General features: G+C 26.3%; 18 protein-coding genes, 6 tRNA genes and 1 pseudogene. 5 read left to right on the forward strand and 20 right to left on the reverse strand.

Annotation, left to right across the window (positions count from 1 at the left end; translation table 11 throughout):
* The first annotated feature begins 112 nt into the window (after positions 1-112).
* Positions 113-937, forward strand: coding sequence for a hypothetical protein (locus BGI42_RS08300; protein ID WP_069679873.1), 825 nt, complete (start codon positions 113-115; stop codon positions 935-937).
* Between the two features lie 123 nt (positions 938-1,060).
* A complete protein-coding gene (locus BGI42_RS08305; RefSeq protein ID WP_069679874.1) occupies positions 1,061-1,975 on the forward strand; it encodes a hypothetical protein in 915 nt (304 codons plus the stop codon).
* A gap of 374 nt (positions 1,976-2,349) precedes the next feature.
* Here the strand turns inward: BGI42_RS08305 and BGI42_RS08310 are convergent, their stop codons facing one another.
* Positions 2,350-2,934 (reverse strand): ECF transporter S component, encoded by a 585-nt coding sequence (locus BGI42_RS08310; RefSeq protein WP_069679875.1) that lies wholly within the window; start codon positions 2,932-2,934, stop codon positions 2,350-2,352.
* Between the two features lie 278 nt (positions 2,935-3,212).
* Here BGI42_RS08310 and BGI42_RS08315 point away from each other — a divergent pair, with 278 nt between their 5' ends.
* Together BGI42_RS08315 and BGI42_RS08320 are read left to right on the forward strand one after the other, a co-directional pair.
* Positions 3,213-3,677, forward strand: coding sequence for a GreA/GreB family elongation factor (locus BGI42_RS08315; RefSeq protein WP_069679876.1), 465 nt, complete (start codon positions 3,213-3,215; stop codon positions 3,675-3,677).
* Between the two features lie 353 nt (positions 3,678-4,030).
* Entirely contained in the window at positions 4,031-4,666 is a 636-nt protein-coding gene (locus BGI42_RS08320) for a phosphoribosyltransferase (RefSeq protein ID WP_084023862.1), read from the forward strand.
* A 279-nt stretch (positions 4,667-4,945) separates the two neighbouring features.
* Here the strand turns inward: BGI42_RS08320 and BGI42_RS16525 are convergent, their stop codons facing one another.
* The 6 genes from BGI42_RS16525 to BGI42_RS08345 form a co-directional block, all read right to left on the reverse strand.
* A complete protein-coding gene (locus tag BGI42_RS16525; protein ID WP_338028398.1) occupies positions 4,946-5,680 on the reverse strand; it encodes an alpha-amylase family glycosyl hydrolase in 735 nt (244 codons plus the stop codon).
* Positions 5,677-6,798, reverse strand: a complete 1,122-nt coding sequence (locus BGI42_RS16530; RefSeq protein WP_275542677.1) for an alpha amylase N-terminal ig-like domain-containing protein — start codon at positions 6,796-6,798, stop codon at positions 5,677-5,679. The genes BGI42_RS16525 and BGI42_RS16530 overlap by 4 nt, the downstream gene beginning before the upstream one ends.
* 79 nt (positions 6,799-6,877) lie before the next feature.
* Positions 6,878-8,155, reverse strand: a complete 1,278-nt coding sequence (locus BGI42_RS08330; protein ID WP_069679879.1) for a sugar ABC transporter substrate-binding protein — start codon at positions 8,153-8,155, stop codon at positions 6,878-6,880.
* A gap of 25 nt (positions 8,156-8,180) precedes the next feature.
* Complete coding sequence (locus BGI42_RS08335; RefSeq protein ID WP_069679880.1) at positions 8,181-9,005, reverse strand: sugar ABC transporter permease; 825 nt, start codon at positions 9,003-9,005, stop codon at positions 8,181-8,183.
* Between the two features lie 13 nt (positions 9,006-9,018).
* Positions 9,019-10,356 carry a carbohydrate ABC transporter permease gene (locus BGI42_RS08340; RefSeq protein WP_069679881.1) on the reverse strand — a complete coding sequence of 446 codons (1,338 nt, stop codon included), beginning with the start codon at positions 10,354-10,356 and terminating at the stop codon, positions 9,019-9,021.
* 355 nt (positions 10,357-10,711) lie between these two features.
* Positions 10,712-11,629 carry a LacI family DNA-binding transcriptional regulator gene (locus tag BGI42_RS08345; RefSeq protein ID WP_069679882.1) on the reverse strand — a complete coding sequence of 306 codons (918 nt, stop codon included), beginning with the start codon at positions 11,627-11,629 and terminating at the stop codon, positions 10,712-10,714.
* 397 nt (positions 11,630-12,026) lie between these two features.
* On the opposite strand from BGI42_RS08345, the pseudogene BGI42_RS16625 reads away from it, so the two are divergent.
* Positions 12,027-12,245: pseudogene (locus tag BGI42_RS16625) on the forward strand (IS30 family transposase); the annotation flags it as partial.
* A 42-nt stretch (positions 12,246-12,287) separates the two neighbouring features.
* Here BGI42_RS16625 and BGI42_RS08355 read toward each other — a convergent pair.
* The 13 genes from BGI42_RS08355 to BGI42_RS08415 all read right to left on the reverse strand — a co-directional run bounded on the left by BGI42_RS08355 (position 12,288) and on the right by BGI42_RS08415 (position 21,922).
* Positions 12,288-12,725 carry a hypothetical protein gene (locus tag BGI42_RS08355; protein WP_069679883.1) on the reverse strand — a complete coding sequence of 146 codons (438 nt, stop codon included), beginning with the start codon at positions 12,723-12,725 and terminating at the stop codon, positions 12,288-12,290.
* A 2-nt stretch (positions 12,726-12,727) separates the two neighbouring features.
* A complete protein-coding gene (locus tag BGI42_RS08360; protein WP_069679884.1) occupies positions 12,728-13,312 on the reverse strand; it encodes a DUF3990 domain-containing protein in 585 nt (194 codons plus the stop codon).
* Between the two features lie 161 nt (positions 13,313-13,473).
* Complete coding sequence (locus BGI42_RS08365; RefSeq protein WP_069679885.1) at positions 13,474-15,222, reverse strand: ABC transporter ATP-binding protein; 1,749 nt, start codon at positions 15,220-15,222, stop codon at positions 13,474-13,476.
* A complete protein-coding gene (locus BGI42_RS08370) occupies positions 15,215-17,029 on the reverse strand; it encodes an ABC transporter ATP-binding protein (RefSeq protein WP_069679886.1) in 1,815 nt (604 codons plus the stop codon). Before BGI42_RS08370 ends, BGI42_RS08365 begins: the two co-directional genes overlap by 8 nt.
* Before the next feature lie 240 nt (positions 17,030-17,269).
* Positions 17,270-18,184, reverse strand: coding sequence for a helix-turn-helix transcriptional regulator (locus tag BGI42_RS08375; protein WP_125461017.1), 915 nt, complete (start codon positions 18,182-18,184; stop codon positions 17,270-17,272).
* Between the two features lie 608 nt (positions 18,185-18,792).
* Positions 18,793-18,868 (reverse strand) — tRNA-Lys (locus tag BGI42_RS08380).
* A 5-nt stretch (positions 18,869-18,873) separates the two neighbouring features.
* Positions 18,874-18,950, reverse strand: a tRNA-Arg gene (locus tag BGI42_RS08385).
* A 386-nt stretch (positions 18,951-19,336) separates the two neighbouring features.
* Positions 19,337-20,293, reverse strand: a complete 957-nt coding sequence (gene msrB, locus BGI42_RS08390; RefSeq protein ID WP_069679887.1) for a peptide-methionine (R)-S-oxide reductase MsrB — start codon at positions 20,291-20,293, stop codon at positions 19,337-19,339.
* 43 nt (positions 20,294-20,336) lie between these two features.
* On the reverse strand, positions 20,337-20,765 hold the full coding sequence (gene mscL / locus BGI42_RS08395) for a large conductance mechanosensitive channel protein MscL (RefSeq protein WP_069679888.1): 429 nt from the start codon (positions 20,763-20,765) through the stop codon (positions 20,337-20,339).
* 466 nt (positions 20,766-21,231) lie between these two features.
* Positions 21,232-21,307, reverse strand: a tRNA-Lys gene (locus tag BGI42_RS08400).
* Positions 21,308-21,313: 6 nt separating this feature from the next.
* Positions 21,314-21,390: transfer RNA gene (locus tag BGI42_RS08405), tRNA-Arg, on the reverse strand.
* Positions 21,391-21,764: 374 nt separating this feature from the next.
* Positions 21,765-21,840 (reverse strand) — tRNA-Lys (locus tag BGI42_RS08410).
* A gap of 5 nt (positions 21,841-21,845) precedes the next feature.
* Positions 21,846-21,922: transfer RNA gene (locus BGI42_RS08415), tRNA-Arg, on the reverse strand.
* Between the last annotated feature and the right edge of the window lie 144 nt (positions 21,923-22,066).

Consider the following 22,066-nt stretch of genomic DNA (forward strand, 5'->3'; position numbering starts at 1 on the left):
TAAATTAATAACTATTACTTCATAATATGAAATAATAACTTATTTATATTCATAAAATATCTAGATAGTTGTATATGAATATATTATGAATATAAAAAATAAGGAGATCAATATGATTAAAATAAGAAAACAGATAAAAATTAACCCCATAGAATCGTCATATATTAATGAAGATATTCCTATAGAATTTAATATTCCTCTTTATGAAAATTGCCCAAAAGAATCCTATTTTAGAATTAAAGAAGATAGTAATTCAAATTATAATACCAAAATAAAAGCTAATGATATAATACTTGTAAATTTAGTATTAAAAAATGAAAGTAACAACACTATTTATCCTCTAAGATTAAAGTTTTTAAATGATGATAATTTTAAGTTTATTCCCGGTTCTTTAATAAACTCTAATACAAAAGAAGTTTACTCCTGTGATAATCTTAATGATAATTCTGTTTGTCTATGTAAGTTAAAGCCTAATGAAACATTAGATGTTATATTTTACATTAAAGCAACTCTTAGAAATTTAGCTAGTTCATATATCAATAATTGGGTGAAACTTTTATCTCCAATATCATCTAATGAACCTTTTATTGAGGAAAATGATACGCCTTTGATTATTACCATTGAACAAGCTATATTACAAATAAATACTGATGCTACTTGTGGCAAAATAGAAATAGAAAATATTGGTTCTGAGCCAGTAGACAATTTAATTTACAAATATTCAACACCTTTAGGATTTATTTCTAATATATCTTCTATTACTGCTAAATTAAATGATAAACCTTTTAAAGTACATGCTAAAAAAATAGATAATGATATTATTTTTAATATAAGTAATATCCCAAAATGTCATAATAATATTCCTCCGAAATTAATAATCTCTTTTGATTCACAGGATTCTAAAAATATTCATTCAACTTCAATGAGCATTAAGTAAAAATCAAATTATAGTTTTTATATTGTGTATCAATATTTAATAGATAATCATATTATATATTAATAATTATCCAGATAAAATTAATTATTAATAAAACTAATTTAATATATAGGAGGATGAAACATGCGTATTTCAACCGGTTCAATATTACAATTTGATGTAATTTTTAATATCCCAGTAAATACAATATTCAATAAAATAACTATTACTGATCCATTGGTTGCAGGTTTATCTTATGACACAGTTACACAACCAGCTAAAATCTATATAGATGATAGTACTACTCCTACTACAGCTGGAGTTACTGATACTTCTACAGCTACTAATATAGAATTAACTCTTGATGATACAATAGTAGGAAATCTTATTGCAATAAAAAAGATAAAAGCTTCAATACCTGTTGTTGTAGCAAATGCTGATACTTTCTTAGCTGCTATAGCTGTAGATCCTACTTTGAAGAATATTGCAACTATAAAAGCATTTGATGTAACTGATACTGAATTATCATCAACTACTGCAGAGGCAGCTCTTAATTCTTTTGAACCATGTAATTTATTCGGATTTGGAAGTGCTTATAATGTAGAAAAATCTCCTGATAAAGATTTACTTCTTATAGCTAATATTCCTGGAATAGGTAGTATGGAAACTACTGAATTAGAATATGAAGTAGTTATAACTGCAGATAGCCACCTTGTTCCTGGTGCTGCAGGAGATATAGAAGTATTTATTGGAAATGCAGAACAAACTCCAGTTACTCCAACTGAAGCTACAATTGTTGGTAATGTTATAACTATTAAATTTACTCATAGACAAGATATGAAAAATACTACAGTTTATATTTCAGTACCAGCAAAAACAGGTGCTAATATTGTTGATGTAATTGAAAATTTTGTTATTAGTACTGGAACTGCAAAACTTGTTTATACACCAGCAGGTGGAACTGCTACAACAGTATGTACTTCACCAAACTTTACTATAACAACTGATTTAACTCCAGCACCTCCCATTCTTAGTAGTGCTCAAAAAATAATTGTATAACTTTTTTAACTTTAATTGAAACTTTCTTATTATTAAACTTTATATCATTTTTAAATTAAAATAGGATTTGAATATCTATTTTTTTACAATGTTAATATATGCAAAACAGATATAAATTTAAAAATATTAATTTAAGATTATATTAAAATATTAATTTAAGGTTATATAAGAGGTAATATTCTATATTACCTCTTATATAACCATTTTTAGTAAACATAATTACCTATTAATAATATTCATTCTTCTATATATTCTTTACTGAAATTTTATTAATTTATACAAATCTAAATATTTTATCTTAAGTTTATAATTATTAAAAAATAGACTAATATAACTTAGTCCATTTTTTATGTTTATATTTTTCACATAAACTTTTATTTAGTTATTAATAGATCTGATTTTATTAAAATTGGTCTTATAGAATTATATATAAAGCTAACTAAAATAACCGATACTATAGCATTAATAAATGTAGTAAACGCACTTAACTTTGCTAAAACAGAAGCCATTTGTTGTGGTTGTCCTAATATATATTGTTTATAAAAATATCCAACTATAGGATCAAAAATAACATTAAATATCAAACCACAAATAGCAGCAATAATGCTCCATTTAAATATATATTTTTTATCATTACTCCTATCTATTTTGGCATATTTATGAGCTATAATTCCTGTTATTAAACCAATACAAAATTTTAATACAAATGTTTTTGGTGCTCCTAAAATATATACAGGGTCTAATATATCTGCTATTGTCATCCCAACAGCTCCAGCTAGTCCACCGTACCCTCCACCAAGAAGCAATGCTGCAAGTACACAAAAAGCATTTCCTATATGTAATGAAGTAGCATCTCCCCCTGGTACTGGAATTTTAATTTGAAGAAATGTAAATGACACAAAACATAATGCTGCAAGTATAGAAGTTTGCATTAACTTCATCATCTTTTTATTTTTCATTATAATTATCCCCCCATAATTTGGTTTACTTAAAAATACTGCAGTACTATTATATGCCTTATAATAAGTTTCAGCAATTGTATGGGTACATTTTTAATGATGATTAAATAAAATTCTTCCTTTTACATAACCACCTTTATCATTTGTGACCATATTAATCAATTATTTATATTAAAGATTTCTTAAAAATAAAAGGTATTTTGTTTAATACCTTTTATTTTTTTCTAAATATTATATAATATTAACATAATAATTTTTTATGGGAGGCCTAGTTTTTTATGAATAATACATTAACAGAAGAAAATATGAAAAAATTGCAAGAAGAATTGGAATATAGATTAACAGTAAAAAGAGCTGAAATAGCAAAAGAAAAATTAATCGCTGCTGCTCATGGTGACAGATCAGAAAATGCAGAATATAAAGAAGCTTGTGCAAATTATAGAGAAAATGATAATAGAATCCAATACTTAATGACTATGATTTCAACAGCAACTGTTATAGATGATAATAGTATAAATAAATCTGTACTTGGAATAAATAGTAAAGCAAAAATTAGATTTGTAGAAGAAGATGATGAAGATACTATAACATTAGTAACTACTATGGATTTAGATCCTGAAAATATGCTTATAAGCATAGAATCAGATTTAGGAAAAGCATTAATGGGACAAAAAGCTGGTGACATAGTTGAAGTTGATGCTCCAGGTGAAAAATACACAGTAGAAGTATTAGAAATTTTATAGAAATATATTATTAGGCATATGAAAATAAATAAAAAGTCAAAGATTCCATGAATATTTTGTGAAATACAACAACTTTGGTTATGCTAATATTTGTGCTATTAGTAGGTTCCAAGGAAGTAGTAGTTCACAAAATAAACTATGATACTGACTAGTTTATTTTCATATACCTTATATGCTCTGAACTGTGACACAGTAAATAGTTTTGTATAAAACAAAATTATTTACTGTTCTTTTTTGTATAATTCTTCTGTGCTATTTTAACTAAATATTATATGCTTATAAAATCTAATTTATTGAATAATTATATAAATTCAACTTAAACTAATTTATATAAATTAAGGGAGATTGATAATATGTTTATAAATAGAAAAGATGCAGGAGAAAAGCTTTCTATAAGACTTAAAAAGTTTAAAGACCAAAATCCTATTATTCTTGCTATACCAAGGGGAGGAATAGTAACAGCTTATGACACTATTAAAAAATATGGATTTCAGTGGGATTTAATTATTCCAAGAAAAATCGGTTCCCCTAATAATAAAGAAATTGCTATTGGTGCTATCTCTTTAGACGGAACATATCTTTTAAATGAAAAATATATAGATGCTTTAAATATATCTAAAGAATACATAGAGAAAGAAATGTGTAATCAAACTGAAGAAATTAAAAAAAGATTAAATAAATATAAAGGAAATGAAAAATTCCCTAATGTAAAAGATAAAACAGTAATAATTATTGACGATGGAATTGCAACTGGTTTTACAATACAAGCTGCTATAAATTCCATAAAAAAACATGATGCAAAAAAAATCATTTTAGCTATACCAGTAGCATCGCAGTCTATAATTTCTCTATTAGAAAAAATTGTAGATGAAGTTATATGTATATTTGTACCTTATGAATTTTATGCTGTAGGCTCATATTATGAAAACTTTGAGCAAACTACTGATGAAGAAGTCTTTAATATAATACATAAATTAAATAACTTATAAGTTTATAGGATGTCTTTATTTATATATATTCTAATTAACAATATTCAACTGTCAATAATTGATCAATAAAGAAATTTCAATGAAGTTTTTAATACTATGGATATTAATTATTAGAACTTATATATAAGAAATATTTATAAGTATACTATTCCAAATCTACCATAAAACTATTCAAAAAAGATATAGTAGATTTGCTTTTACACAAATCTTACTACATCCCCAATTGATGTTTTTATAGAAATTAAATTTTTAAATTATTTTAATTTTCATGCGATTAAGTTATTGTCTCTTTAATAGTAATTTAAATTCATATGGTTTTATTAATGATTTTTCTTGTAATTTTATTATTTTATCTGAATAACAATCTATATATTCACTTTGTTTCATTTCATCAGGTAATAATAAATCTACTTCATTAGGTGAATTATTAAATACCACATATAAATTTTCTTCATCTGTTGACTTCTTATACAAAACAATATTTAGATTTTCTTTAGTATTAATCCACTTCATATTTTCTGTATTAAAAGACTTATATTTCTTTCTAAGATTAATTAATTTCTTTACAGTAGAAAATAACTCCTTATTTTGTTTACTTTCATCCCAAATCATACATTTACGATTAGAATGCTCATCACCATCTATTCCTATTTCGCTTCCATAATAAATACAAGGACATCCTGGAAATGTCATCATAAAAACATAAGCTAATTTTGCAACTTCAGTATTTTTTCCTACAATATCAAAAATTCTTGCTGTGTCATGACTATCTAATAAATTAAACATATTTTTAGTTATATTCTTTGGATAATCAGTTAAAAGCTTACTAATAGAAAGTTTAAACTTTTCTGAATCATACTTAGTTTCTTCATCACTATTGTCTCTAAAGAAATTCCAAACTGGTCTTGTAAATTCATAATTCATAACAGCATCAAATTGATCTCCTTGAAGCCAAGGATAAGAATTATCCCAATTTTCTCCTAATATATATACATCTTTATTTATGCTTTTTATTTTTTTCTAAATTCTCTCCAAAAATCATGTGAGACTTCATTGGATACATCTAATCTCCATCCATCTATATTATAATTTTTAACCCAATAACATCCTACATCAATTAGATAATCTCTTACTATTTTATTTTTAGTGTTCCATTTTGGCATACTTTGTGTGAAAGCAAATGTACGATAATTTAATTTTTCTCTAGAACACTCCTGTGGCAATCCATTTTTTAAATCTCCTTGAACTATTGGCTTTGATGGATCTAAAATATAAAAGCAATCATAATATTTAGACTTTATTCCATTTTTACACACATCTTGCCAAAAAGGATGAAGAAATCCGCAATGATTAAACACTCCATCTAACATTACCTTTATTCCTCGTTTATGGGCCTCTTCTACTAAAATTTTAAATGTTTCATTATCTCCAAATTCAGGATCTATTTTATAATAATTAGTTGTATCATATTTATGGGAACTTGGTGATTCAAAAATAGGATTAAAATAAATTCCACTAAATCCTGTTTCTTTAATATAATCTAATTTATCTATTACTCCATTAAGATTTCCACCAAATTTCTTATAGGCACCATCTATATCATCATTTCCCCATGGAATAAAATCTTTTTTACTGTGAGTTTTTCCTTTAGAAAATCTTTCTGGAAAAATTTGATACCATACTGTTTCTGAAACCCATTCTGGACATGTATATAAATCTTCTTCATTTATATATGGATAATTAAAATAATTACTTAAATCATAAAGATCTTTTTTATTTCCTTCGTACTTAATTCTATCATGACTTCCAATAATAAATTTTTCATTATTATTTTCTACAATAAAGCAATATTTAATTCTTCCCCATTGAATTCCTTTTAGTTCTGCAAACCAGCAATCATATAATTCTGTAACTTGCTCTTTTTCCATTTTATTTTTTACAATAGAATCTATTTCAAACTCATATATTTGAGGGTTTTCTTTTCTTGGAACCCAATTAAAGGGGTCTACAGCTAAAAGTAATACCTTTTTTATTTCATTTTTTGCAGTTCTTAAACGTATATGAATAGTATCATTATTATATGCATAACAGTATGAGCTTTTAGGCTCATGTATTATTGAAGATAAGTTCATGTTACTCCTCCTAAAATTAATTTGATTATATTATTATTAAATTTTAAATCCAAAATTAAGTTGTTTATATGACTATTTTTTATTCACTTTGTACAAGTGCATCAAAATCTTTTTGGATTTTTTTTGCTGCCTCCTTAGGAGTTATATTACCATCGAATACAGAGCCTAATGTGCTCTCCATTATTGTCCAAAAATATGATATTCTTTTAATTGATGGTATTGGATCTGTATTATTAAATTGATCTGCATATACTTTCATATATTCATCATCTTTAATACCATCTATATTAGATATATCCTTTCTTGAAGTTATTTTATATGCTTTGCTATACAAAAGAGCAGCTGCTTCTTTAGAAACCAAATACTGTGCAAAAAGTTGTGATGCATTTGGATATTTTGTATATGCTGAAATATGTGCATTTTGTACAACACTAAATGCTCTCATTGGTTTTCCTTTATAAGTTGGTAACTTGGTAATTCCAAAATTAACACCTGATTTTTTCAATTCCTTTATAGCATTTGGCCCTATTGGATAGTATGCTGTTTTTCCATTTTTAAAATTCTGTTCTAAAAAAGTACTTGCTTGTAATTTTAAATCCTCTGATTCAATTGGAATAATTTTTTTAAGTTTTGATATAGCTTCTAATCCTTTTTCAAATTCTTTAGTATTAAAACCTGGATTATCTCCATCGTTACCATCTTCTCCAAACAATCTAAATCCATCTACACTTAAAAATGGATAAGCTGAATAACCATCAGTAGCAATAGTTAAAAACCAAAACTTATTATTATTTTTATCATTATACTTATTAGCTTCTTCTTCAATTTGCTCAAATGTTTCAGCTGGTTTTCCTTTCACTAAATCTTTGTTATATAACAAAGCATAACTTTCAATTGAAACTGGTACTCCATACAGTTCACCATCACTGGTAACAGTTTTTAAAGCTGTTTCATTAGTTACTTCTCCTATTTGCTTTTTTACTGACGGTCTAATTTTAGCAAAAATCCCTGAATCCTTTCCTTTTGAAAAATTATCATTAGCTGCCATAAATACATCAGCTCCATTACCAGTTGGTGCATCTAGCATCATCTTGTCCATTGAATCCAATCCAACCTTTTGGACATTAACTTTTACTTTATATTTTTCTTCAAAAGATTTAGCTATTGCTTGTCCAAAGTCTAAATCATCTGTCCAATATACTAATTCTGCACCTTTTTCTGGCTTTAATTCTGATGTTTCTTCTAATTCTGAATCATCATCATCAAAAGGTATTTCTCTATTTCTACATGATATTAAAGAAACCATTAATGTAACTATCAAAAATGGTAAAAATATTAATTTTATTCTCTTCCTCATAATTTTCCTCCATACCTTATTAAAATTAACCTTTATCAGCTCCTGCTGTAACACCTTGTACCAAGTATCTTTGAAAAATAATAAATACAATAGTAATAGGTATAGCTATTAATACTGATCCTGCTGCAAACATTGTAAAGTTAATACTTTCTTTTCCATTAATTAAAGCAAATAATCCAATTGCTACTGTTCTTGTATTATCATTAGATAATAAAATATTTGGTAAAATATAATCCATCCAAGGGAACATAAATTGTGATACTGCACAATAAGTTATAATTGGCTTAGACATTGGAAGTATTATTTTAAAAAAGGTTTTAATCTTAGAACATCCATCTATATATGCCGCTTCATCTATTGACATTGGTATACCATCTAAATATCCTTTTACAAGCCATGTATTATAAGGAATAGCTCCAATGGAATATACTAAAATCAATGATATAGGTTTTCCAATCAATCCTAATGATAGAAATAAAGTATATATAGCTGTCATAGATAAAAAAGTTGGAAACATTGATAAAATCATAATAGTTAATAATCCTTGTTTCTTTCCTCTAAAGTTAAATCTTGATATAATCCACGCAGTTATTAAAATTAATATTACAGATACTACTGAACTAATAATTGCTATCTTTAAAGTATTATAGAACCATAATGCATAATTTGTTTCTGAAAATAATCTCTTATAATTATTTAATGTAAATTCAGTTTGCATCAATGATGCTGATGAAAGTCCACCATCTTTATTAAATGAAGACTTAACAATCCAGAATACAGGAATTAATATCAAAAGTGACATAATTATTAATTCCAAATGCAAAAGGACTGTTGTAATCTTTTTCTTCATACCTGTATTCCCCCTATAATTCTTTAAATGTTACAGTATTTTTAAATTTCCAAAAAGAAAATCCACCAATTAATATAAAAATTAATACACTCATAACAGCTGCCATATTATACATCTGTTGATTTAATGTTAATTTATATATCCAAGAAATTAAGATATCAGTATCTCCAGCAAATTGAAGTTCAGAATTTAATGGTCCACCTTGTGTTAAGAAATAAATTGCACCAAAAGCATTAAAATTTGCAGCCAAACTCATAATAAGATTTGGAGTTGTTGCAAGAAATATAAGTGGCATAGTGATTTTCTTGAATACTTGTATTTTATTAGCACCATCTATAGCTGCTGCATCATAAATACTATTATCTACATTAGATAATACTCCTAATATCATAACCATAAACATTGGGAAACTAACCCATAGATTAACCACTATAACCATTATCTTTGCTAGTATTGGATCTGATAAAAATGGTATCTTGTCAGAAATAATTCCCATGTTAATTAGCATCTGATTTATAGGTCCAAACTGTCCATTTAATAAATTTCTAAATACCATAAGTGAAATAATAGGTGGTATTGCCCACGGTAAAATTAAAATTGTACGAAATACTTTCTTATATTTTACTGATTTATTATTTAATATTAATGCTTGAAATACCCCTAAAAAATAACTTGAAAAGGTTGACACAAATGTCCATATTATATTCCAAATTAATACCTTAAAAAATGTTTTTGACCATATTGGCACAGTAAATAATTTTTTGAAATTTTCAAATCCTACCCAGCTTAACAAATTTCCTGGTGGAAGATGATCTCTATTATAATTTAAAAAAGCTGTTAATATAGAAAATAATATTGGCATAACTACTATAAATACAAACATTATAGCAATTGGAGTTAGTATAATATACGGAAATTTTGTACTATATAAATGCTTAAAAAACTCTTTAGATGTTATATATTTTTTTGTTTCATCGATTTTTTTGCCTGTACTATAAGCATCTTTTAAATTCCATACATAAATTAAAATAAATATTGCAATTAATATACTAGCTATAACACCGTTAATTAATAACATAGATGAATGATCTCCATATTTTCCACCCACCTTTTTTCCAAGTGTTATTAAACCCCATATCCCTTTGGTAAAAAAACCTCCATGTAATCTAATAGTAAAATTAGGAACTAATCCTTGTCCCCATTCAATCCAAAAACCACTATATAATTCAATTCCTATAAATAGTAATTGCATAACAAAAAATATTAATCCCTTTATTTTCTGTTTACAAATAAAAAATTGTCCACTTCCCCAAAAAAAGCAGGATAATAGAAGTGACTTTTTACCTTTCATATTTCTTCTTCCTTCCATTCAGTGTTTACTTAATCGCTTAAGTTGATTTTATTATAGCAACCCCTTATTTATTTGTCAATGCAATCGTTATCTTTGTGTGTACTTTGTTTATATTTATTTCATAACCCTCTCTATTTAAAAGGTTTTATAATTATTTTTTTAAAATATAGCATTTTATTTATACTCTCGTTTATATATTTAATACTTAATATTCAAAAGGTATTTTACTTAATTTATTAAGTAAAATACCCTATAATATATCCAAACTACACTTTTTATTAAGTTAAAATAATCTATAAATTTCTGCAAAACAAAAAGCGTGAATTTTTATCCACACTTTACAATGGCATATTAATTAGTATTGTATAGGTTTTATATATGATGTTTTTTCAATATTTTTATCATTTTCTAAATGAATCAATTTTTCCATAATTTCAACTGCTTTTTTAGCTTTTTCTTTATTACTAACTATGACTCTTTTAGTATCTGGTAAAAGCATTACATCATTTTCTGAATTTATCACTACAACTAAATTTCTATTATCCACAATTTTTTCCGCCTGCATACCTAATATCTCTCCAAATATTAAGCCTTTTTTATTTTCATGTCTATGTAAGAATTGAATTAAATCACTATCAAATTTATTAATAAAAATATTTTTTTCTAATACTTTATTTCTTGCAATTTTAAGAAGCTCATCATTAGAATAATCTTCTATTATCACATAAAAATCTTCTTTAAATTCATCACTTAACATATTAAATATAGCTTCATAATCTGTTAACACTTTATGAAAAATAGGATCATCTAAATAACTATCAATAAAAATAACTGGAACATAAAAATGATTTACTATCTCTTTTAGCTGATCCGAAGGCATATCTATAATAAAAACAGCATCTAAACATCTTTTCTGACTAATTTCAATATCTTTTTGAAGCTCCTTTGTTGGTAAAAAAATCAAATCATATCCTATTGAATAAAGTTTTTTTTGAATTTCCTTTACTAAACTGTATTGTTGATATGTCTTACTTTTTCTATTTTTTTCACTTAAATTAATAATTACTCCTATTAAATAACTTTTTTGACTTGCTAAAGAACGAGCTGTCATATTGGGAACATAATTTAATTTTCTAGCAGCCTCAAAAACCTTTAATCTTGTCTCATGACTTATTTTTTCTTTTTCCGAATAATTTAAAACATAAGATACTGTAGCTGGTGAAACATTAGCCTCTTTTGCAATATCTTTTAACGTTACTTTTCTACTAGCCATGTAAAACCTCCTTTAATAATTATTGTTATAAAATCTTGTTCTTTTAAGATATTACTTGATTTAACTCTAGTATTAATATTTATATACAACTTTCAATACTTACCCTTATAATACCATAAGAATATCCCTTTATATACTTATCATTCTATTTCATCCTAGAAATAAACCTTATGGCAAAAGTCGTTTTCTGATTACGGAGTATCTTTTTGTTTATTGCTCTCTTACAATATTATAGTTAATTTCATAATGTTGTTTATAGTATATTATGTAAATAAAAGTCTTAATCTTTAGTTATTTTCATCTCTTTATTAATAATATAACAACATTCATCTAACAAGGATGAATTTATTATTTTATATATTCTGTTATCTAATGCAAATTTTAATATATTTTCATAGTTGTTGATAAAAAATCAAACAATGATTGTGTTCTTCCAACTATTCTTGAACGCAAAACCAGAAATTCCATCATTAATAAAATTACATCAAAAACTGCTGAATCAATTACAGAGGCACTCAATAGCATCCGTAACATATACGGTGAGCAGTTTAGTAAAGTTTTCAAAACTATAACAAGTGATAATGGATATGAATTTGCTGATTTATTCGTATTAGAAACAAAAACTATACTCTAATAAACTGTTTAATACATTTTCATACTAAAACTCTAAATTTCTAGTTTTCTTCATTTCTTCTAAAACATATTTTGTGTCTTGTGTATGCAGAATGACCCAATTATCAATAAGCCAGTAATAATCCTTTTCGCCTAATTTATTCACCAATTTTTTTCCTGTTATCCCAAAATCTTCATACCAACTTTGAAATAAATAGCCTATCCATTCCATAGCTTCCATATAATATCTTTCTTCTTTTCCATTATATTTTCTTGTTTCTATTTTATTTTTTTCCTCTATCCAAGAAATATAGTATAAACTGCCCCTTGATAAACAAAGTAAGTCCCCGGCCTCTAATGAATCTTTATAATCTGAAGATAATATCTTTATAATAGCATCTAACCATTCTTTTTCAAACTTAATACTATCCTTAAAAATATCTGCCATTGTTTCACATCTATTTTTATTTAATATATTCCACATAATCATTTCTCCTGTAAATCAATATAATAAACATCTTTATTTGAAGTTCTTCTAGCTTTAAATACCTTATTATTTAATGTACTTAAATTTAACATTTCATTTTCTTTTATATTAAATATCTCTTTTAATGTCAATTCAACTACACCTAAAAATTTAAGATTTTTTAATGCTTTTTTAGACACTAAATTTATTTGCTTATCAATCTTCATACAATTTAATATATTTAATGTTTCATCAACGCTATATACATTATCTAAAAAATTTTGCACCGTTCTATATAACTTATCATCTGCAGTTGGTCCTATAATCACATCATAATCTTGATTTTCAATACTTATATCTATGTTTGATCTATTGTAACAAACAAATATTAACCACTCTAAATCTAAATTGTACTCCTTAACTTTTAAATTCGTTAAATCTAAATCATATTTATTTACATACTGTCCATTTCTAAGAGCACACCATGATTTTGCCATTAACAAACTTTTTGTACAATAAAATCCTGAACCAAAATCTGTTCCTTTTCTACTTCCTTTATTAATAGGTCTTTCTATCTTTTTTTCACTACCATGATATACAATCATTTATTTTCTCCTTTAATATCAAAGTTATAATCAAATTTTATATAAATATTATAACATAAGGTTTATAGATATATTACCTATCATATTTTATAATCTCGAATTGTAATACAAAAGCACCTACCTAAGCAAGTGCCTTAATCTATTAAAAATAACCATTATCTTTATTTAATTAACTTCCATTCACTACTTTTCTTTTGTAACCTTACCATATTAGCATAAATTCCATCATCATCTAATAATTCTTTTGGTGATCCCATTTCTGCTACACGTCCACCACTTAATACTACAATTTTATCAGCTCCTGAGACTGTTCTCATTCTATGAGCTATAACAAGAACAGTTTTATTCTTGATAAGTTCACTAATGGCTTCTTGAATCTTTGTCTCATTTTCTACATCAAGCGATGCTGTTGCTTCATCTAAGAGTACAACTGGAGCATCCTTTAATAATGCTCTTGCAATAGACAATCTTTGTCTTTCTCCTCCAGATAATGTACAACCATTTTCACCAATAATAGTCTTATACCCTTGTGGCATTTTAGATATGAATTCTTCACATCTTGCAGCTTTAGCCACTTTAATAACCTCTTCATCTGTAGCATTTCTTCTACCTATACGAATATTTTCCATAACAGTATTATTAAATAAAACTACATCTTGAAATACTATAGAATAATTTTTAAGCAAATGTTCAGGATCAACCTGTGCAATATCAGTACCACCTAAAAAGATCTTGCCTTTATCAATATCCCAAAATCGTGCTGCTAACTTAGTTGCAGTACTTTTACCTCCACCGCTTGGACCTACTAATGCAGTAATTTCTCCTTGCTTTGCTATAAATGATACATCATTTAACACTTGTTCATTATCATTATAAGAAAATCCAACATTTTCAAAACAAATATCATATCCATTGTATGTGGCATTATCTATTCCTGTTTGAATATTTTGACCTTCAATTTCTTGCATACGCTTTATTTGCAGTAGTGTATTAAATATAGCTGCAAGATTAGTAAGTGATGTAGAAAGTGGCTCAAAGATTCTAGAGGCAGCAATTAAAAACATAAGAAAAGTTAGTAAATCCGTCTCTCCTTTTAATAAGTTCATCCCTCCAACTAATACAACTGTTGCAATGCCAAGTTTTAAAAGCATCTGTGCTGAAATAACAAACATTGCTGTATTAAGTTCCCCCTTAATTTGGATACTCTCAGACTTTTTTAATTTTTTATCTAGTTCTTTTAGATAACTATCACTTTTATTATTAGCCTTAAGTTCACGAATGGTTTCAATACATTCTTGAATATTATCACCATAATCAAGCTTTATTTGTTTTTTTATATTATTTACTTTATCTTGCTTTGATTTGCCAATAATTACAATTATAAATGCTACTGGTATAACCCACAAAAGTGCTATTGATAATTTATAGTCCATAACAAATAAACCAATTGAAGCAATAATGACAGATAATACAGCACCTATTAATTCCGGAATATAATGAGAAAAAGCTGTTTCAAGACCTGCACAATCTCCCATTATAGTTGTTGTTAAATCTGATAAATCTTTTTTACCAAAAAAAGATAATGGTAATTTCCTTAATTGTTCTGCTAAAGATATTCTCTTATTGGCACTTTCTGTATATGAAGCAAAAAACGTTTTATTATATTGAAAATATTCAAATACAAATATAAGAATTAATGCTACTATTGAAAGTGCTATATATTTTGCCAAATTGAATGATGGAGTTCCTCCTTTTAATATAGGTACTATCATTTCTTCTAAAAGGATATATATAATTCCAATTGGAAACATTAAACTTAAGTTTGTTAAAGTGCAAGCAATACTTGCTTTAATTAAATCCTTTGCTCCTTGTTCACTTAATGCAAATTTATACTTCAGATAATTAATCATTTAAAACACCCTCCTTTCTTTTATTTTTAATATAAGAATTTTCTACTCTCCAAGTAATAGAACTTTCATAATTTTTCCACATTGAAGCATAAATTTCACCATTTTTAATTAACTTACTATGAGTACCTGTCTCTACAACTTCTCCATCTTTTAATACCATAATACAATCTGCATTTTGTATAGTTGATAACCTATGTGCAATCATAAGCACAGTTTTACCTTTTGTCAAATTTTCAAAAGCAAGCTGTATTTTATATTCATTTTCTGGATCTGCAAAGGCTGTTGCTTCATCAAGAAGTACAATTGGAGCATCTTTTAAAATCGCTCTTGCTAAAGCAATACGTTGAGCTTCTCCTCCTGATAAATATACTCCTTTAGTTCCAATAATTGTATCTATTCCATTTGGGAATTTTCCAAATATTTCTTCACACTGCGCTGCTTTTGCAGCCTCTAATACTTCTTTTCTTGTAGCATTAGGCTTTGATAATCTAATATTTTCAAAAAGACTTTCCTTAAATAACTTTGTTTCTTGGAACACAAAAGATATCATATTCATTAAATCTCTCGTCTCAATATCTCTTATATCTACACCACCAATTGTTATACTTCCTGTATCTACATCCCAAAATCTTGGAATCAAACTTGCAACCGTTGTTTTACCACCTCCTGATGGTCCAACCAATGCTACTGTTGATCCATCCTTTATCTTAAATGATAAATTCTTAACTGCTGGTTTAGCTGCATCTTTATAAGTAAAAGAAACATTATTAAATTTAATAATTGAATCTTTTGGTTTCTTAGGATTTTTTGTCTCTTCTAATATTTTTTCATTTAATATATACAAAACACGTTTAGTTGCATCTTTAGCTATCATAGTATTTTCTCCCATAAACATTATACGATTTACCATAACAGTAATAATCGGAGTAAATATAATATAAAATATAAAATTTAATAAAAATGTTTTATAATCTACTGCACTTCCAATTAATAAAATACCAGCTGGAATTAAAAATGCAAAAATTCCATTAACAGCTACAGTAAAATTACACACAGGAATTCTAAGTGATATAGTGTAATTTACTGTCCATTTTTTATATCTCATAATTGCATCATGAAAATTCTTAAATGAAAATATACTTTGTCCAAATGTCTTAACCACAGGTATTCCTCTTACATATTCTACAGCCTCATTATTCATATCCTCTAATGCATTTTGATATTCTTTTATAGATGATTTCATATTTTCTCCTATCATTCTACTTAAAAATACAAATGAAATAGCAATAGGAATTAAACTAATTAGTCCTAATCTCCAATCAAATACCAATAAAAGTACTAACATGCCAACTGGAGTTACAATTGCACCTACTAAATCCGGTAATTGATGGGCTAAAAATGTCTCTGTTTGACCTGAACTTTCATCGATTATTCTACGAAGCTTCCCACTTCCATTCTCTGCAAAATATCCAAGTGGTAATTTTACCATATGATGAAGTGCCTTACTTCTCATATTTCTTGCAATTCTAAAAGCTGATAAATGAGTACACATAAGGGCTATAAAATATATTAAAATTGCTCCAACTGAAAAAGCTACTGCCATCCAACCATAATATGCAACATTTGAAGCATTATTAATATTAGGTAATGCCATAAATATCTCATATACCACCTTCCATATATATAAATATGGCACAAGTGCTAATATTGCACTGACTCCTGACAGGATACATCCTAATATTGTTAAATATTTATAATTTCCTGCAAATGAAAGTATACTAATTTTTTCATCACTTTTTTCTTTCATGCTCACCTCTCCTTTTAATAATCTTCTACATTTTAAACAAATACTGATATTCTTTTTCTAATTCTTAATTACCATTAAAACTTACATTTCAAGTTCTATTTTTACTCCAATATCAACATCTTCTTAAAATATAGATTAAAATAAAATATGAATTAACTAGTGATTTCTCTAGCTAATTCATATTTTACTAACTCATCTATTCTTTCTCTACTCCAAAAAAATTAAAATAATCCATTTGAATTAAGGATTATTTCTATACTTAAGTGGGGTACTTCCCATAACTTTTTTAAATGTATAAGCAAACTTACTTGGATTGTCATATCCCACACATAATGCAATTTCCATAATACTTTCATTTGTCTCTTTTATCATTTTTGCTGCTTTATATATTCGAAATTCTCTAATATACTCTGCCACTGTTTTGCCTAAAATATCTTTAAATCCATTTTGCAAAAAGGTTGTACTTACATTATAAATATTTGATAATTCCTTTACTGTTATTTTTTTATTATAATGTTGAAAAATTGAATCTCTAACATCCTTAATCAAATCAACTTGTTCTTTTGTATAATAATAAGATTTTTCTTGATTTTTTACATCTCTACATTTACTTAAAAACAATAATACTTCTAACACTTTTAATTTATAAAAATATAATTTATTAATTGATGGTGTATTATATAAATCTTTAAAAATATTTTCAATTTCTGGTTTTGCTTTTTCAATAAAATACCAATTATTATTAAACAATAATCTTTTCATCTTGCCTAAATCAATGTTTAAATCATTATAATTACATAAAAAAAATTTTTTTGCTATAGAATAATCTATTAGTATTGAACATCCTTCATAATATCCCATTGGAAATCCACCTGATTCATAGTTAGATCCAACAATATTGTATGATAAATCTCCTTCTCTTAAATATTCATATTTACTGCCATCAAAAATACTTTCATACCTTCCTTTATGACAATGATTAATTTCTATCAATTCACTCTTCAAGTTATGAGCTTCTTCACAATGATAACAATGAAAATCATTGAAAATCAAATCTATTCCTGGAAAAACATGATAACATGTCATAACTCCAAATCCATCTTTACATTTAATATTACATATGGTTTTTAAATTTGTTTTTCTGGATATTTCCATATTAGAATTGAAAAAATTATATTTTTCTATAATAGCTTCTATAATTATCACCTACTTCTATATAAATTCTTATTATTACACATGGTAAATCTAAAATATTCTTTATATCCCAAATAATGATTTCAATAAATATAGATAAAAACAAATAATATTATATTGTTTTAATATGCAAAGATCACATTTTAAAATCTTATATATAGTTTTATTTGTAAATTGGATTTGGAGACATAATGAAACCTTATTTTATTGATAATAATTTTCATTATTTATTGATAATTTCAGTATATATCTATTGTAATAATCTGTCAATATAATAGATTTAGATTAATAATCACTACCTGGTCTTCTTAATTATTCTTATTGATTTTTGATATTTTATTTGATTTATTTAACAACCTTCAACTAGCTATAAATCTAAAATTAAACTAAACATTAATCTTAATAAAATTATATAAATATGGATATAATGCTATTACTATAAAATTAATGGTGGTAATAATGAAAAAATTTTAATTAAAGATTCTAATGCATATATTAAAAAAAGTAGCTATTGCACATGAAAAAAAGCTTAAAGCAGAAATTTATATTTCTACTTTAAGCTTAAGATTTGGTGGCTCACCCGGGAATCGAACCCGGGACACCATGATTAAAAGTCATGTGCTCTACCGACTGAGCTAGTGAACCAAAAATGGTGCGTTTTAAGGGATTCGAACCCCTGGCCCACGCCTTAGAAGGGCGTTGCTCTATCCAGCTGAGCTAAAAACGCATATACATAACATGTAAATATTATACATATTATAAAACGATTGTCAAATTTAACTGATTTATAAATGTGCATCACTATCAAATATAAATCCCCTACAACTTGACCGCTTGTTTATTGTAATATACACGCTACAAATTGTCAACATTATTTTTACAATTTCACTGAAAATATTCCAAGATAGTTCAAATTTAGATATTTGTTTTGACTATAGATATAGTAATCTCAAACATATTTATTATGTTTTTATCTGAAAAACATAAATTTCTTCATTTCATAAGCATCTAAAAATTCTACTAGATTTCTTCATTTAATACTTTAATATTATCTATAAAAAAACATGAAAAATGCCCAGAAATCTTTATAGGCATTTTTCATTTCATTAGATCCTATATTTTATCTAACCATTTTCCATAACCCTCTTCTTCCATTTTATTCTTTGGAATAAATTTTAAAGAAGAAGAATTTATACAATATCTAAGTCCTCCAAGCTCTTTTGGTCCATCATTAAACACATGACCAAGATGTGAATTGCTATTTTTACTTCTTACCTCTGTTCTTATAATTCCATGACTATAATCCTCAATTTCTTTTACATAACCATTATTTATTGGTTTTGAAAAAGCTGGCCATCCACACCCTGAATCAAATTTATCTTTAGATGAAAAAAGAGGCTTTCCAGTTACAATATCTACATATATCCCCTCTTCATAATTGTCATTGTACTCATTTCTAAAAGGTGGTTCTGTAGCATTCTCTTGAGTAACAGCATATTGAATATCTGTTAACCTCTGTTTTAAATTTTCTTTTTCTTCTTCATTTTTCTCTAAATGTTTTTTAATATAACACTCTCTACCTGACCCTTTATAATAAAGTTTATATCTTAAAGGATTTTTCTTGTAATAATCTTGATGATACTCCTCTGCTGGATAAAAAAACTCAGCTTTTATCAACTTAGTAGCAATATCTTTATCATAAACTCCACTATTTTCTAGTTGCTTTATATATTCTTCAACAATTCTTTTTTGATTATCATCATGATAAAATACTGCTGTCTTGTAACTATCTCCTCTATCATTAAATTGACCACCTTCATCAGTTGGATCAATACTTCCGAAGAAAGCTTCTACAAGTTCTATATAATCTATTATATCTTCATCATAAGTTATTTCCACTGCTTCATAATGTCCTGTATCCATGTTACATACTTGTTCATACGTTGGATTTATTATGTTTCCACCAGTATATCCTACAACTACTTTCAATATACCATCATATTTATCAAAAGGTTTAACCATACACCAAAAACATCCACCTGCAAAAGTTGCTAGTTTAATTGAACTCATTTTACTCCTCCTAAATAATTGTATTCTACTAATGCTTTAATTATTATGCCTCTTCCTTCATTTCTAATTGAGATGTACACTTTGGACAACGAGTTGCTTTTATATCAATTTCACTGTAGCAAAAAGGACATTCTTTAGTTGTAATTTCTTTTTCTTCTTCAACAATGTCTTTTTTACCTAAATCACTTAATTTATTCATACCTTTAACAAGTAAAAATATTAAAAATGCCATTATTAAAAAATTTATTACTGCAGTTATAAATGAGCCGTATTTAATAACTGCACCGAAAATTTCAAAAGTCAACTCACTAAAATCTTTATTAGCAAACATACCTATTAATGGAGATATTATATCATTTGTTAAAGATTTTACTATACCTTGAAATGCACCACCTATTAATACACCTACTGCTAAATCAATCACACTTCCCTTTAATGCAAATTGTTTAAATTCACTCAAAAATTTCTTCATATGATTTTATTTTTTCCTCCTTAGTTATTTTAATTTCTGTATATTTTCATATTTTATCACATTTAATCATTTTTAATCATAAAAATCTTACAATATTATTCTTTTAATACATGTTCCAAGAAATCATCTTTTCCATTAAAGAAAGACTTCGGATTTAAATTATTTCTTCATTTCCATGCATAAACTATATTATGTATAAACAGCATTTTTTTCTTCAATATATTTAAACTAATAATTACCATTAAAATTCTGTTTTGACAATTACTAATCTATTTTTAATATTAATCTAAAATAGTGTGAAATTCTAAAGCTTATTCATAATTTCTATTATACCCTATATTTTTTTCATATATAAAATAAAAAACATCAACATATTTAGCGCTGATATTTATAAATAAGCTTCCTTTTTCTATCACAAATAAAAAAAGTCTAAAGTAAAAAACTAAATTTCTACTTTAGACTATTTTGGTGGCTCACCCGGGAATCGAACCCGGGACACCATGATTAAAAGTCATGTGCTCTACCGACTGAGCTAGTGAACCAAAAAATGGTGCGTTTTAAGGGATTCGAACCCCTGGCCCACGCCTTAGAAGGGCGTTGCTCTATCCAGCTGAGCTAAAAACGCATAATCACAATACATAAATTCATATATAAGTCATAATGCAAATATCAAATCTTATTATTTTTAAAACATAATAATTATGAAATATAATGTTCTCAAAACTTGGCTGCTTGATTATTATAAGATACATAATTTAAATTGTCAACACTATTTTTTAAATTAACTTAAATAATACTAAAATAGATTAAATTTAGTTATAATTTATCTTAAAAATAGTTTTAATACTTTGTAATTATATTTTAACATATATTAGTGATTTTTTTCTTAACTTTCCACTATAAACCATGAAATTCTAACTATTTTAATTAAAAATCTATAAATTTTCATAAAATAAAAAAGTCTAAAGTAAAAATATACATCTCTACTTTAGACTTTTTTGGTGGCTCACCCGGGAATCGAACCCGGGACACCATGATTAAAAGTCATGTGCTCTACCGACTGAGCTAGTGAACCAAAAGTGGTGCGTTTTAAGGGATTCGAACCCCTGGCCCACGCCTTAGAAGGGCGTTGCTCTATCCAGCTGAGCTAAAAACGCATAATTAAAATATGTATCTTACAATCAAATCTTAATTTTTTATAACCAGGTATTTCCTAAAGAAACTGTCCTGCAACTTGACTGCTTGTCTATTATAAAATACATGATTTAAATTGTCAACACTTTTTTACATTTTATCTATAA

The sequence above is a fragment of the Clostridium taeniosporum genome, from assembly GCF_001735765.2.
Classification (GTDB): Bacteria; Bacillota; Clostridia; order Clostridiales; family Clostridiaceae; genus Clostridium; species Clostridium taeniosporum.